This window comes from Ancylobacter lacus (assembly GCF_018390635.1).
In the GTDB taxonomy this organism is placed as follows: domain Bacteria; phylum Pseudomonadota; class Alphaproteobacteria; order Rhizobiales; family Xanthobacteraceae; genus Ancylobacter; species Ancylobacter lacus.
On record NZ_JAHBGE010000026.1, the window covers coordinates 1 to 13,393 of the forward strand.

The 13,393-nt window shown below is 72.1% G+C and carries 11 protein-coding genes and 1 pseudogene; 1 reads left to right on the top strand and 11 read right to left on the bottom strand.

Features of this window, described 5'->3' with window-relative positions; all coding sequences use genetic code 11:
• Positions 1–142: pseudogene (locus KHC27_RS05355) on the bottom strand (NAD(P)(+) transhydrogenase (Re/Si-specific) subunit alpha); the annotation flags it as partial.
• 451 nt (positions 143–593) lie between these two features.
• Between KHC27_RS05355 and pyk the strand changes: the two are divergent.
• On the top strand, positions 594–2,177 hold the full coding sequence (gene pyk / locus KHC27_RS05360; protein ID WP_213335970.1) for a pyruvate kinase: 1,584 nt from the start codon (positions 594–596) through the stop codon (positions 2,175–2,177).
• Positions 2,178–2,437: 260 nt separating this feature from the next.
• Here pyk and KHC27_RS05365 read toward each other — a convergent pair whose 3' ends face one another.
• The 10 genes from KHC27_RS05365 to KHC27_RS05410 form a co-directional block, all read right to left on the bottom strand.
• The gene (locus KHC27_RS05365) at positions 2,438–3,199 is read right to left on the bottom strand and encodes an SDR family NAD(P)-dependent oxidoreductase (RefSeq protein ID WP_213335973.1); all 762 of its coding nucleotides are present in this window, start codon (positions 3,197–3,199) and stop codon (positions 2,438–2,440) included.
• Between the two features lie 10 nt (positions 3,200–3,209).
• Complete coding sequence (locus KHC27_RS05370; RefSeq protein ID WP_213335974.1) at positions 3,210–3,974, bottom strand: SDR family NAD(P)-dependent oxidoreductase; 765 nt, start codon at positions 3,972–3,974, stop codon at positions 3,210–3,212.
• Entirely contained in the window at positions 3,971–5,515 is a 1,545-nt protein-coding gene (locus KHC27_RS05375) for an FGGY-family carbohydrate kinase (protein ID WP_213335976.1), read from the bottom strand. Before KHC27_RS05375 ends, KHC27_RS05370 begins: the two co-directional genes overlap by 4 nt.
• Before the next feature lie 61 nt (positions 5,516–5,576).
• A complete protein-coding gene (locus KHC27_RS05380) occupies positions 5,577–5,900 on the bottom strand; it encodes a carboxymuconolactone decarboxylase family protein (protein ID WP_213335979.1) in 324 nt (107 codons plus the stop codon).
• Complete coding sequence (locus KHC27_RS05385; RefSeq protein ID WP_213335982.1) at positions 5,897–7,564, bottom strand: alpha/beta fold hydrolase; 1,668 nt, start codon at positions 7,562–7,564, stop codon at positions 5,897–5,899. The genes KHC27_RS05380 and KHC27_RS05385 overlap by 4 nt, the downstream gene beginning before the upstream one ends.
• Complete coding sequence (locus KHC27_RS05390) at positions 7,561–8,535, bottom strand: alpha-ketoacid dehydrogenase subunit beta (RefSeq protein WP_213335985.1); 975 nt, start codon at positions 8,533–8,535, stop codon at positions 7,561–7,563. The genes KHC27_RS05385 and KHC27_RS05390 overlap by 4 nt, the downstream gene beginning before the upstream one ends.
• A complete protein-coding gene (locus tag KHC27_RS05395; RefSeq protein ID WP_246519673.1) occupies positions 8,535–9,605 on the bottom strand; it encodes a thiamine pyrophosphate-dependent dehydrogenase E1 component subunit alpha in 1,071 nt (356 codons plus the stop codon). Before KHC27_RS05395 ends, KHC27_RS05390 begins: the two co-directional genes overlap by 1 nt.
• Before the next feature lie 32 nt (positions 9,606–9,637).
• Positions 9,638–10,645, bottom strand: a complete 1,008-nt coding sequence (locus KHC27_RS05400; protein WP_213335987.1) for an ABC transporter permease — start codon at positions 10,643–10,645, stop codon at positions 9,638–9,640.
• On the bottom strand, positions 10,642–12,153 hold the full coding sequence (locus KHC27_RS05405; RefSeq protein WP_213335989.1) for a sugar ABC transporter ATP-binding protein: 1,512 nt from the start codon (positions 12,151–12,153) through the stop codon (positions 10,642–10,644). Before KHC27_RS05405 ends, KHC27_RS05400 begins: the two co-directional genes overlap by 4 nt.
• A 157-nt stretch (positions 12,154–12,310) precedes the next feature.
• Complete coding sequence (locus KHC27_RS05410; RefSeq protein ID WP_213335991.1) at positions 12,311–13,252, bottom strand: sugar ABC transporter substrate-binding protein; 942 nt, start codon at positions 13,250–13,252, stop codon at positions 12,311–12,313.
• Between the last annotated feature and the right edge of the window lie 141 nt (positions 13,253–13,393).

The window sequence follows — 13,393 nt, forward strand, 5'->3', positions numbered from 1 at the left end:
CGTCCGTGATCCCGGACCGAAGCCCCGCGCCCGACGCCACCGCGACCGAAGCCCCGAGCCCCAAAAGCCGCTTCACCGTATCCGGCGTCGCCCCTACACGAGGCTCAACACCCGATACCTCCCCAAACACACCAATCCGCATGACGTCCTCCCTGGTCGTTCTTTCCGGGCCTTCTGCGTGCCCGTCACCTTCGCCGCGCCGGGAGACAGCTCCGCGGCAGAGACGCTTTGTCGCGCCGGGTCGCCCGGCGCCGCGGCAGCCGGCGCCGCCCGCGCGACGGCCCGGCCACGACCGCGCCGGGGAAGCCCGCCGCCGTCGTTTCGCACCCTAATTGGTATACAGAATTCCGAATGCCAGCAAGAGGCTCGACGGCCTTCACGCACCGATCCGGACAGCTTCAGACGACCGGCGGGCTCCCCGCAACATCACGCTGCGTCAGGGAAAAATGGCGCGCTGCCACAACGCCGACACGCTGCAGTGCAAGATAACACATCGGAGACAGCCTGCGGTTTTTGGTTCATATCAGGCCCGAGCCGACAGGCAGACACAGAACGCGCAGGAGGCATCCGGCGCGGACACGACGGAGGAACCCATGCATAGCAGGCGGGAACGCGCGACCAAGATCGTGGCGACCCTCGGCCCCGCTTCCTCGAGCCCCGAGAAGATCAAGGCCCTTTACGGAGCGGGTGTCGACGTTTTCCGGCTGAATTTCAGCCATGGCACCCAGGCCGACCACGGCCGGGTCCTCGACACCGTCCGGGCCGTGGAGAAGGAAGCCGGCCGGCCGATCGGCGTGCTGGCCGACCTGCAGGGCCCGAAGCTGCGCGTCGGCCGCTTCGTCGAGAACGCGATCACCCTCACCCCGGGCACCAGCATCCGCTTCGACACCGACATGACGCCGGGCGACGAGAAGCGCGTGCCGATCAACCACCCCGAGATCATCGAGGCGCTGCGCGAAGGCTCCACCGTTCTGCTGGACGACGGCAAGGTGCGGGTGCGCGTGGTGAAGAAGGGCGCCGGCTATATCGAGGCCGAGGTCATCGCCGGCACCAAGCTGTCCAACAACAAGGGCTTCAACGTCCCCGACGTGCTGCTGCCGCTCTCGCCGCTGACCGCCAAGGACCGCTCGGACCTGGTCTACGCGCTCGACCTCGGCGTCGAATGGATCGCGCTCTCCTTCGTGCAGCGCCCCGCCGACATCCTCGAGGCGCGCGAGCTGATCCAGGACCGCGCCCAGATCAACCTGAAGCTGGAGAAGCCGGCCGCGGTCGAGCATCTCACCGAGATCATCGAGCTGTCCGACAGCATCATGGTGGCGCGCGGCGACCTCGGCGTCGAGCTGTCGCTGCCGGAGCTGCCGGCGCTGCAGAAGCGCGTGGTGCGCGAGTGCCGCCGGCTCGGCAAGCCGGTGATCATCGCCACCCAGATGCTCGAATCGATGATCAGCGCCCCGGTGCCGACCCGCGCCGAGGTCTCCGACGTCGCCAACGCCGTCTATGAGGGCGCGGACGCGGTGATGCTCTCCGCCGAGAGCGCCGCCGGCCAGTACCCGGTCGAGGCGGTGGCGATGATGGAGCAGATCATCAAGCAGGTGGAATGCGATCCGGCCTACCGCCAGATCATCGATTCCCAGCGCCCCGCCCCCGGCGGCACCGTGGCCGACGCCGTGACCGCCGCCGCCTACCAGGCCGCGCTCTCGGTGAACGCCAAGGCGCTCGTCACCTACACGCTGTCGGGCACCACCACGCTGCACGCCGCCCGCGAGCGGCCCCGCATGCCGATCCTCGGCATCGCCAGCCAGCTCGGCACCGCCCGCCGGCTGGTGATGTCCTACGGCGTCCACGCCGTGCACGCGCCGGAGGAGATCCACACCTTCGGCGAGATGGCGACCAAGGCGCAGCAGGTCGCGGTGGAGCACGGCTTCGCCGGCATCGGCGACCGCCTCGCCATCACCGCGGGCGTGCCCTTCGCCCAGCCCGGCACCACCAACGTGCTGCGCCTGGTGACCGTCGACAAGAAGGCGGAGAAGACGAAGCCGACCGACAACCTCGACGCCCCCAAGCCCCGCGCCGCCGCCAAGAAGGCGTCGGGCGACGCCCGCGCCACCCAGAGCCTCGAGGCCCCGGCGCGCAAGGCCGCCGCCAAGAGCCCTGCCCGGCGCACCGGCCGCCGCTGAGGCGGGCAGACGGCCCGGGCTCCGGTAGCGGGGCCCGGGTGACGGCGCCTTCGGCGCCCCCGCCCGGCGGGGCGGCGGAGGAACCGGGGGCCGTGAAGCCCCGCGCGACCACCGAGAACGCAAAAGGCCCGGCGCGCGCCGGGCCTTTTTCATGACATGGCGGCCTTCCGGCCCGCCACCCGCCCTGTCCATCCCGGCAGCCCGGGCTCGGCAGGAGCGGCGCCCCTGCGGCCCCGCCGCCACTCCACCGGTGTCCGGTCTCAGTCGAACACGATGCCGCCATCGACGTTCAGCGTCTGCCCGGTGACGAAGGCCGCGTCGTCGGAGGCGAAGAACGCCACCGGGCCGACCACGTCCTCCGGCGCGCCGATGCGCCGCATCGCGGTGTTGGCGGTCCAGCGCGCCTTGATCGCCGGGTCCTCCAGATTGGTCCGCCCCATGTCGGTGAGGATGATGCCGGGGCACACGCAGTTCGCGGTGATGCCCTCGGCGCCGACCTCCTGCGCCAGCACCCGGGTGAACCCCATCACCGCCGCCTTGGAGGCGGAGTAGTGTGCCTGTTCCGGCGCGCCCTGCTTGCCGCCGATCGAGGCGATGTTGACGATCCGGCCGTAGCGCCGCGCCCGCATGTGCGGCAGCAGCGCCTGGATGACGAGGAAGGTGCCCTTGGCGTTCACGTTCATCACCGCATCCCACACCCCGTCCTCCAGCGTTTCCACCGGGCTGGTGATGAGGATGCCGGCATTGTTCACCACGGCGTCGATGTGGCCGACCCCGGCGAGGGCCTCGGCTACCATCGCCGTCACCTCCGGCTTGGCGCTGACATCGGCGTGGAGCGGCAGGGCGCGCCGGCCAAGCGAGCCGATCTCCGCCGCCAGCGCCGCCAGCGCCTCGGCTTGCCGGGCGATGTCGTTGACGACGAGGTCGAAGCCGCGCGCGGCGAGGCCGAGCGCGATGGCCCGGCCGATGCCCCGGCTGGCGCCGGTGACGAGGGCGACGCGGGCGGTGTCGGAGGTGCTCATGGTGGTCTCCTCAAAGCGATGTGTAGCCGCCATCCACCGCGAGGATGGACCCGGTGATGAAGCTCGCGGCGTCGGACGCCAGGAACAGCACGGCGTCGGCGATCTCCTCCGGCTCGCCCAGCCGGCCCATCGGCGTGCGCTCCAGCCAGGTGGCGAACCAGTCGGGGTTGCTGCGGCCGGCGAGGGTCAGCTCGGTCGCGGTGTAGCCGGGAGCGACGGCATTGACCCGCACGCCGGCCCGCGCCCACTCCACCGCCAGCGACCGGGTGAGCATGTTCACCCCGGCCTTGGCCGCGTTGTAGGCGACCTGCGGCTGGGGGTGGACGACGATCTCCCCGCACATGGAGGAGACGTTGACGATGGCGCCGCGCCCCGCCGCCACCATCGCGCCGCCGATGAGCTGGGCGCAGTGGAACACCCCGTTGAGATCGACGTCGATCACCGCCGACCAGTCGGCGACGCTCATTTCGGCCGCGGGCGCGTTGCGCACGATGCCGGCATTGTTGACGAGGATGTGGGGCACGCCGTGGCGGGCCTTCGTGGCCGCCAGCGCGGCGGCGATGCCGGCGCGGTCGGTGACGTCGAGCCCGAGGGCCTCGGCCCGCGCGCCGGTCGCGCGCAGCCGGGAGGCGAGGGCCTGCGCGGCGGCCTCGTCGCGGTCGGCCACCAGCACATGGGCGCCGGCGGCGGCGAAGCGCCCGCAGATCGCGGCGCCGATGCCCCGGGCGCCGCCGGTGACGAGGGCGAGCCGCCCGGTGAGGTCCAGCCCGCTCATGGCGCACCCACCGGCGCACCCACCGGCGCACCCACCGGCGCCGCCGCCGCAGGCGCGGCGAGGTTCTTCAGCGCGGGGTAGAGCGCGCGGTAGCTGCGGTAGATCTCGTCGTAGCGGGCGGCCTCGCGCGGGCGCGGCTCGATGCGCCGGCCGGGCCGGACCATGGCGGCGATGCCCTCGTCGATCGTGCCGAAATGGCCGGCGCCGTGGGCGGCCAGCACCGCCGCCCCGACCGAGGGCGCCGCGCTGGAGGCGGGAACGCAGACCGGCAGGCCGGCGGTGTCGGCGTGGATCTGCAGCCACAGCTCGGAGGCGGTGGCGCCGCCGCCCACCGTCAGCTCGGTGGAGCGGAAGCCGGCTTCGGCCATCTGGTCGAGAATGGCGCGGGTGCCGAAGGAGATGCCCTCGATGATGGCGCGGAACAGGTGCTCCGGCCCGTGCGCCAGCGTCAGCCCGATGAGCGCCCCGCGCGAGAGCGGATCGACATAGGGCGTGCGGTTGCCCTGGAAATGGTCCTGCACCACCAGCCCGTCGCAGCCGGGCTCCAGCCGCGCCGCCGCGGTGTTGAGGGCGTCGAGATCGAGCGTGCCGCCCATCAGCCGCTTGAGCCATTGCAGGATCGAGCCGGTCGAGGTCTGTCCGCCCTCGATGATGTGGCGGCCGGGATAGACCGCGTCGGGGTAGGAGCCCCACAGGCCGGGGTGATGCACCTCGCGGTCCGAGACGCCGAACTGCAGGTGCGAGGAGCCGGTGATGAGGGCGAGCTGGCCCGGCCGGGCGACGCCGAGGCCGATCATGCCGATCAGCGCGTCCGCCCCGCCCTGCACCAGCTTCACGCCGGTGTGCAGGCCGACATGCTCGGCCGCCCGGGCGGTGAGCGTGCCGACCACCGCGCCGGGGGCGGCGATCTCCGGCGGCCATTTGTCCAGCAGCGCCTCCAGCCCCAGCGCCCGCACCAGCGAGGCGGGAACCCCGCCGCGCGTGGTGGCATAGTGCCAGCGGATCGAGGCGTTGTTCAGCGAGGCCACCCGCCGCCCGGTGAGGCGGATGGTCATGAAGTCCTGATATTCGCCGATGGTGGCGGCGCGCTCGAAGATGTGCGGCTCGTGGCGCTTCAGCCAGAGCGCCTTGGGGATCATCCATTCCGCCGAGACCGGGCCGCGCCCGGCGCCGTTGGCGGCGAGCGCGGCGTCGCCGGTGGCGAGCACCGCCCCCGCCTCCTCGGCGGCCCGCACATCCATCCACAGCAGCGCCGGCCGCAGGGCGTTGCCCTCGGCGTCGAGCGCGACCACGGTGCAGGAGGTGGTGGTCAGGCAGATCGCCTCCACCGCGCGGGGATCGACGCCGGCCCTGGCGAGCGCCGCCCGGGTGGCGACGCCGAGGGCGTTCCACCAGTCCTCCGGGTTCTGCTCGGCCCGGGCGCCGGGCGCGAACTCGGTGCCATAGGGATGGCTCGCCTGCCCGAGACAGGCGCCCGAGGGATCGTAGACGCCCGCGCGCAGGCTCTCGGTTCCGCCATCGACGGCGACGACATAGGCCATGTCCGTTTCCTCCCAAACCGTCGCGGGAGTTGACCTCCCGTCGACGCCGATCCGCGCGCCGTCAGCCGGCGGCGTCGAACGCCTGCAGCGCCTTGGCGCCGTAGACCATTGCCGGGCCGCCGCCCATCTCCACCGCGACGGCGAGCAGTTCCAGCAGTTCCTCGCGCTCGGCGCCGAGGCGCCGGGCGGCATCGACATGGTAGAGCACGCAGTCCTCGCAGCCGCGCACCACGCCGAAGGCGGCGGCGAACAGCTCCTTCTGCGCCGGGCTGAAGCGGCCCGCCGCGCCGGCCGCCTTGGCGAGCTGGCGGAAGCCGGCGGCGGTCTCCGGCACCGCCCGGGCGAAGTGGCCGAGCCGGGCCTGCACCTCCTTCAATTCGCTCATGCCCCCGCCCCCTCGAACAGGGCGAGCACCTCGCCCGGCTGGTCCCAGTGCGGCATGTGGCCGGCCCCGGCGACGAGATGGACGGCGGCGCGCGCGGGCGCGGCGGTGACCTGGGTCCAGGGGATGATGCGGTCCTCCAGCCCCACCACGATCCGAACGCCGAGGCGGCGGACGAGGCGGGCCAGCGGCTCGACGATGTCGACCTTCTGGCCGTTGGGGCCGAAGGCGTCCGCCGCCAGCCCGGCCAGCCGGCCGCGCCCGAGCGCGGCGGCGAGCCCGGCCACCGCGGCGTCGGACAGGCCGGCGGGACGCGCCGTCAGCCGCCGCAGCAGGTGGCGCAGCGCGCCCGGCGAGGGGGCGCCGCTCATGCCGGCGATGAAGTCGCGGTCGATCTCCAGCCCGAGGCCGGCGGGGCACAGCAGGGTCAGCCGCTCCACCCCCGGCAGCGTCTCCGCCAGCGCGACCGCGGGCAGCGCGCCGAGCGAATGCGCCACGATCTCGGTCGGCCGGAAATTCTGCCCGGCGAGGAAGCCCGCCAGCGGCGCGGCGAGATCGGCGACGCCGGCCGCCTCGGCCAAGGTGGCGCCGTGGCCCGGCAGGTCCGGCACCAGCACCTCGTAGCCGGCGCGGGCGAGCTGCGCGCCGAACGCCGCGAAGGTGGTGCGATCGCCGGAAAAGCCGTGCAGCAGCAGGGCCCGGCGCGGCGCGCCCGGCGTGCCGTAGCGGTCGAAGGCGATGGCGCCGGCGGTGGGCCCGGCCGGCCCGGCCGGCGCCGCCTCGACATCGCGCGCCTCAATGCGCCCGCGCCGGCCGGTGCCGCCGATCGCGGCGAGGTCGAGCCCCGCCCGCGCCGCCAGCCGGCGGGCGACCGGGGTTGCCCGCACCGGACCGGACCGCGCGCCGCCCGACGCGGCGGCGGATGTGTCGGCCGTCACCAGCCGGGGAGCCGCCGTCGGCGCCGGCGCCCCGGAAACAGCCGGCGCGACAGGCACAACGGACGAAGGCGAGGCGGCTGGAGGCGTAGCGGCTGGAGGCGTAGCGGCTGGAGGCGTAGCGGCTGGAGGCGTAGCGGCTTCCTCCGGCACGAAGCCCTGCAGGCCGGCATCCTCGCGCGCGATCTCCACCCGCGCCAGCGGCGCGCCGACCGGCAGCATGGAGCCCAGCTCGGCCAGCGTCTCGACGAGCACGCCGTCCATCAGCGCCGGGAATTCCGCCACCGTCTTGTCGGTCTCGATCTCGAACAGCGCGTCGCCGCGCCGGAACGCCGCCCCCGGCTTGACCAGCCAGCCGACGATGCGGCCCTCGTCCATGGTCTCGCCGAGGCGGGGCATGGCGAGGGTCCTCGTCACCCGCGCGGCTTCGGCGGGGGCGTTCGCCGGGATCTGCGCCGGGATCTGCGCGGGGGCCTTGGCCGCCGCGCCGCCCTCGCCCTTCAGCCGGGCGATGGGGGCGCCGACCACGATGACGTCGCCGGGCTGCACCAGCTTCTCCGCCAGCACGCCGTCGGTCAGCGCGGGCAGCTCGGCCACAGTCTTGTCGGTCTCGATCTCGAGGATGGAATCGCCGCGCCGGAAGGCGTCGCCCTCGGCGATGAGCCAGCCGACGATGCGCCCCTCCTCCATCGTCTCGCCGAGCCGGGGCATGGTGAGGATGTCGCCGCTCATGACAGCAGCCGCCGCACGGTGTCGCCGATCAGCGCCGGGGACGGCACCGAGCCGGCCTCCAGCTCCTGCGAGACGGAGATGGGGATATCCTCGCCGGCGATGCGGATGACCGGGTCGTGCAGGAAGTCGAAGCACTCCTCGGTGATGCGGGCGGAGAGCTCGGCGGCGACGCCGGCGGTCATCGGCCCCTCGGAAACCACGGCGACGCGGCCGATCTTCTCGACATGTTCGGCCACCGTGTCCATGTCGAGCGGGTTCAGGGTGCGCAGGTCGATGACGGTGGCCTCGATGCCGTCCTTCGCCAGCGACTCGGCGGCCTCCAGCGCGTAGTGAACCTGGCGCGAATAGGTGACGATGACGACGTCCTTGCCGCTGCGGCGGACCGCCGCCTTGCCCCAGGGCAGCGCCGGGGCGGCGAGATCGGCCTCTTCCTTGCGGGTATAGAGCGCCTTGTGCTCGATGAAGACCACCGGGTCCGGCATGGTAAGGGCGTGGCGCAGCAGGTGATAGGCGTCCTCGGCGGTGGCCGGCATGACGAGGCGCAGCCCCGGCATGTGCATGATCCAGCCTTCGAGGCTCTGCGAGTGCTGGGCGCCGGCGGAGCGGCCGGTGCCACCCTGGGTGCGCAGCACCATCGGCACGCCGATCTGCCCGCCGAACATGTAGCGGATCTTGGCGGCCTGGTTGGTGAGCTGGTCCATCGTCATGCCGAGGAAGTCGACATACATCAGCTCGGCCACCGGCCTCAGGCCGCTCATGGCGGCGCCGACGGCGGCACCGATGATCGCCGGCTCGGAGATGGGGGTGTCGATCAGCCGGTCGGGGCCGAAATCGTCGATCAGGCCCTTGGTGACGCCATAGGCCCCGCCATAGCGGCCGACCTCCTCGCCGATGACGACGACGCGGTGGTCCGCTTCCATGGCATCGATGAGCGCCTGGCGCAGCGCGTCGCGGTAGGTGATCTGGACCATCAGCGGATTTCCTTGGACAGGACGCGGTCGAGCCGGGTGCGGACCGGCTCGGGTTCGGGCTCGCCGACGGCGAAGACGTCGCGGAACATGGAGGCGAGCGGGGGGGCCGGCGAGGCGGCGGCGAAGTCGATGGTCGCGTCCATCTCGGTGGCGATCTCGGCATCCATCGCCTCGAGCGCGGAAACCCCGGCGATGCCGCGCTCCAGCAGGGCGGCGCGGGCGATCTTCACCGGGTCGCGCTGGCGGCCGGCGAGCTCCTCCTCCTCCGCGCGGTAGGGGCTCTTGTCCATGCGGGCATGGCCGAAGAAGCGGTAGCACGAGATGGCGAGGAAGGCCGGCCGGCCGGCACGGGCGCCGTCGACCAGATCCTTGGCGACCGCCGCGACCGCCTCGACATCCTCGCCGTCGACCATGCCGGCGGCGAGGCCGAAGGCCCGGGCGCGCTCGTCGAACGCCTCGTTGCGGGTGGCCTGGTCGACCCGGGTGCCCATGCCGTACTGGTTGTTGATGCACACGAACATCACCGGCAGGTCCCACAGCGCGGCCATGTTCATGCTCTCGTAGAGAATGCCCTGGCCCATCGCGCCGTCGCCGAAGAAGGCGACCGAGACGCTGCCCGTCCCGAGCCGCTTGGCGGCGAGGCCGGCGCCCACCACGGCGGGAATGCCGCCGCCGACGATGGCATTGGCGCCGAGATGGCCCAGCGCCATGTCGGCGATGTGCATCGAGCCGCCCTTGCCGGCGCAGTAGCCGGTCTCCTTGCCGGCGATCTCCGCCATCATCCGGGCGGGATCGGCGCCGCGGGCGAGAAAGATGCCGTGGCCGCGGTGGTGGGTGGTGAAGGTGTCCTGCGGCCGCATGGCGCTGGCGACGCCCGCCGCCGCCGACTCCTCGCCGATCGACAGATGCAGCATCGAGCCGGCCGAAAGGCCGCGCACGAACAGCTCGCCCACCCGCTCCTCGAAGGAGCGGATGCGCCGCATGGTGCGATAGAGGCCGAGCAGATCGGTGTTGCCGCCGGCCGCAGGGGCGGGCGCGGAGGCCGTGACGGGGGAAGGTGTGTCGGTCATGACAGGGCAGGTCCTTGATGACGCGCGCTCGCTCAGAGGAGCTTCAGCTTGGTGGTGCGGGAGACGATCGCGACGGCGACGATGATGATGACACCCTTCACGATGCTCTGGATGTAGGTGTCAAGGCCGAGCAGATTCAGCCCGTTATTGATGACGCCGATGAACAGCGCGCCGAAGAACGTGCCGGCGATGGTCGCCGTGCCGGGCCGGAACATGGTCATGCCGATGAACACGGTGGCGAGGCCGTCCAGCAGGTAGTCCTGCCCGGCATTGGGCTGGCCGGAGCCGAGCCGGGCCGAGAGCAGCAGCCCCGCCAGCGCGGCGAACAGGCTGGAGATGACCAGCGCCATCTGGCGGTAGCGCCGGCCGCGAATGCCCGACAGCTCCGCCGCCTTCAGATTGCCGCCAACGGCATAGACGTAGCGCCCGAAGATGGTGCGCTCCATCACGAACCACGCCACCAGCACGGCCGCGAGCATGAGGAAGGCCAGCACCGGAATGCCGAACAGCCGGCCCTGGCCGAGCACGAGGTAGCTCTCGGGCAGCCCGCCATAGATCGCCCGGCCGCCGGAGATCAGGAAGTTCACCCCGAACAGGATCGAGCCCATCGCCAGCGTGGCGATCAGCGAGGGCACCCCGACGAGGGTGACGAGCACGGCGTTGACCGTGCCGACCGCCAGCCCGGCCCCGAGCCCGGCGGCGAGCGCCACCGGCAGCGGCCAGCCCGCCACCAGCAGGGTCGGCCCGATGAGCCCGGCGAGCCCGGCCATGAAGCCGACGGACAGGTCCATCTCCCGCGCCGCGAATCCGAAGGTGAGGCCGATGGCGACGATGGTGAGCATCGAGATCTGCTGCAGGATGTTCAGCAGGTTCGAGGTGGTGAGGAAGCGGTCCACCCCCAGCGAGAAGCCGGCGAACAACAGCACCAGCACGACAAGCGTGGAATAGCGCAGGAAGAGCTGCTTGCGGCGGCGGCCGGCCTCCCCGGCGCGGGGAGCGGCGGCGGGGGCGGCACCTCGGGCGGCGGGCGGCGCGCTCATGCCGTGGCTCCCGACATCGCGGCGATGAAGCTCTGTTCCGAGAAGTTGGGCCATTCGAGGTCTCCGAGGGCCTGCCCATTGACGAAGGAAACGACGCGGGTCGCGAGATCGGCGATCTCGATGAGGTCGGAGGAGGCGACGAGGATCGCCGCGCCGTCATCGGCGAGGCGGCGCAGCAGGTCGTGGATTTCGCGCTTGGCGCCGATGTCGACGCCCTCGGTGGGCTCCACGAAGATCATCAGCCGGTAGCGGCCGCCGGCGCCGTAGAGCCATTTGCCGATGGAAATCTTCTGCTTGTTGCCGCCGGAGAGCTCGCCGACCGCCTGCTCGGGCGAGGAGGCCTTCACCGACAGCCGCTGCATCACCGCCCGCGCCTCCGCGGTTTCGCGGCGCGGGCTGAGGATGCCGGGCGCCACGGCGCCCGCCTCGGGATGGACCATGGCGAGGTTCTCCCGCGCGCTCCAGTCGCCGATCAGCGAATGGATCATGCGGTGATCGGGGATGAAGGCGACGCCACGGCGGCGCATCTCGTGGGCGGCGACGCGCGGCACCGCCTCTCCGCCGAGCCGCAGCGTGCCGGCCTCGAGGTCCGGCGCGTCATAGAGCGAGCGGGCGAAGGCGAAGTGGCCGGAGCCGGTGAGCCCGATCAGCCCGACGATCTCGCCGGCGCCGATGTGGAAGGCGCCGACCTGCGCCTCCGGGATGCGCCAGCCGGACACCTCCACTACCCGGTCGCCGGCCCGGCGGTGCCGCCGCCGGTCGACGCCCGATTCGGTCGGGCCGTGGCCGCGCTGGAGCATCAGCGCGGTGAGCTCGCCCTCGGTGGCGCCCGCCGCCGCGAAGGTGCGCACCAGCCGGCCGTCGCGCAGCACGGTGATGCGGTCGCTCAGCGCCAGGATTTCCGACAGGAAGTGGCTGATGAGGACGACGCCGACGCCCTGCGCCGGCAGCCGCCGGATGATCGCCCACAGCCGCTCCTTCTCGCGGGCGGGCAGCGTGGCGGTGGGCTCGTCGAGGATGAGGATGCGGATGTCGCCGCGCAGCGCGCGGACGATCTCGATGATCTTCTGGTCGGCATAGGGCAGGGTCTCGACCGGGCGGTCGAGGTCGATGGTGAGGTCGGGAAACCAGCGCGCCAGCATGGCCTGCGCCTGCGCCCGCAGCGCCGCGCGCCGCACCACCACGCCGAGCCGGCGCGGCTCGGCGCCGAGCAGGATGTTCTGCGCCCCGGTGAGGCCGGGCACCAGGCTGCCTTCCTGCGAGACATGGGCGATGCCGCGCGCCAGCGCCTCGCCGGGCGAGGCCAGCCGGACCTCGGCGCCGTCCAGCCTCATGCGCCCTTCGGTCGGCAGGCGGCCGCCGCCGAGGATGGAGACCAGCGTCGTCTTGCCCGCGCCGTTCTCGCCGATGAGCCCGTGCACCTCGTCGGTGCGGAAGGCGACGCTGACCCGGTCGAGCGCCCGGGTGCCGGGGTAGTCCACGATGATGTCGTCGAGTTCGATGGCCATGGCCGCTCCCGCCGGGCACCGCTCCCGCCTCGCCGCGGCGAGGATCGGAGGGTGGCTTCAGGCTGTGGGGCGAGGCCGTCGCGGGCGGGCGCGGGGCGCGGGCCTGCGGCGGCCTCGAAGAAAGACGGCCGGCGTGCGACGCCGGCCGCGAGGCACCCTACTTCGGGAGGAAGTCCTTGCAGTTGGCCTTGGTGACGAGCGGGGCGTCGAGATAGACCACCTTGGAGGGAATGACGCTGGCGGCGGCCTTCTTCTCCACCACGATCTCCTCGATCCACTCGCCGGTCTGCGCGCCCATCTTCTCGAAGGGCTGGCTGATGGTGGCGATCATCTGGCTGTCGGGCTTGCACACCTCGGCGATGGCCTGGGGGTGGCCGTCAATGCCGATGACCTTGGCGTGGGTGTTGCCGCCGGCCTTGAGGGCGTTGAGCGCGGCCTGCGCCGGCTCGTCCCACGGCGCCCACACCCCGTCGATCTGGTCGCCGAACCGGGTCACGTAGTCCTGCATGGTGCGGGTCGTGTCCTCGAAGAACGCGGTGTAATCGATGTTGTGCTCGGCGAGCACCTTCACGTCCGGGTATTCCTTCAGCACCGCGGCCATGATCTCGCCGCGCTTGCGGGTGCCGTGGTGCTCGGCCATGCGCAGGAAGATGATGCGGGGGTTCTTGCCCAGCGCGTTCAGGAAATAGGGCGAGACGGTCGCGCTCATCGCCCAGTTGTTGGTGGTGACGTCGACCAGCGTGCCGTCCACCGCGCCGCTGTCGACGGTGAAGATCGGGATCTTCTGGTCCACCGCTTCCTTGATGGCGGCGGAGGAGGCGCGCAGGTCGGCCATCGACACGATGATGGCGGCGACGCCGCGGGAGGCCGCGTCCTGGATGTTGGCGGCGGTCTTCTCGCCGGAGCCGCCGCTGTCGAGGTAGCTGACCTTCCAGTCCGACTTGCCGGTTTCCTTCAGCCAGGCGGTGAAGCCGGCCTTGACCCGCTGCTCGGACTGGGCCGCCGCGTTGGAATGGACCCAGGCGATGTCCAGCGCGGAGGCCGGCACCGCCGCCAGCACGCCCGCCGCGACCAGTGCCCCCAGGACACAGTTCTTCATTGCTCCGAATGGCATTTTACAGTCTCTCCCTAGCTGCGCCGGTCTGGCGCAGGATGTGTCGACCGCCTCTGACGGGCGTTGGGGAGAGGCTAGTTCAGCCTTCGTACAAACGTCAAGATGAATTACATTTGTCAAAGGACA

Excerpts from the sequence above, each read along its gene's own strand:
- pyk (WP_213335970.1), top strand. The coding sequence starts at position 594 with ATGCATAGCAGGCGGGAACGCGCGACCAAGATCGTGGCGACCCTCGGC.
- KHC27_RS05365 (WP_213335973.1), bottom strand. The coding sequence starts at position 3,199 with ATGAGCACCTCCGACACCGCCCGCGTCGCCCTCGTCACCGGCGCCAGC.
- KHC27_RS05370 (WP_213335974.1), bottom strand. The coding sequence starts at position 3,974 with ATGAGCGGGCTGGACCTCACCGGGCGGCTCGCCCTCGTCACCGGCGGC.
- KHC27_RS05375 (WP_213335976.1), bottom strand. The coding sequence starts at position 5,515 with ATGGCCTATGTCGTCGCCGTCGATGGCGGAACCGAGAGCCTGCGCGCG.
- KHC27_RS05380 (WP_213335979.1), bottom strand. The coding sequence starts at position 5,900 with ATGAGCGAATTGAAGGAGGTGCAGGCCCGGCTCGGCCACTTCGCCCGG.
- KHC27_RS05385 (WP_213335982.1), bottom strand. The coding sequence starts at position 7,564 with ATGAGCGGCGACATCCTCACCATGCCCCGGCTCGGCGAGACGATGGAG.
- KHC27_RS05390 (WP_213335985.1), bottom strand. The coding sequence starts at position 8,535 with ATGGTCCAGATCACCTACCGCGACGCGCTGCGCCAGGCGCTCATCGAT.
- KHC27_RS05395 (WP_246519673.1), bottom strand. The coding sequence starts at position 9,605 with ATGACCGACACACCTTCCCCCGTCACGGCCTCCGCGCCCGCCCCTGCG.
- KHC27_RS05400 (WP_213335987.1), bottom strand. The coding sequence starts at position 10,645 with ATGAGCGCGCCGCCCGCCGCCCGAGGTGCCGCCCCCGCCGCCGCTCCC.
- KHC27_RS05405 (WP_213335989.1), bottom strand. The coding sequence starts at position 12,153 with ATGGCCATCGAACTCGACGACATCATCGTGGACTACCCCGGCACCCGG.
- KHC27_RS05410 (WP_213335991.1), bottom strand. The coding sequence starts at position 13,252 with ATGAAGAACTGTGTCCTGGGGGCACTGGTCGCGGCGGGCGTGCTGGCG.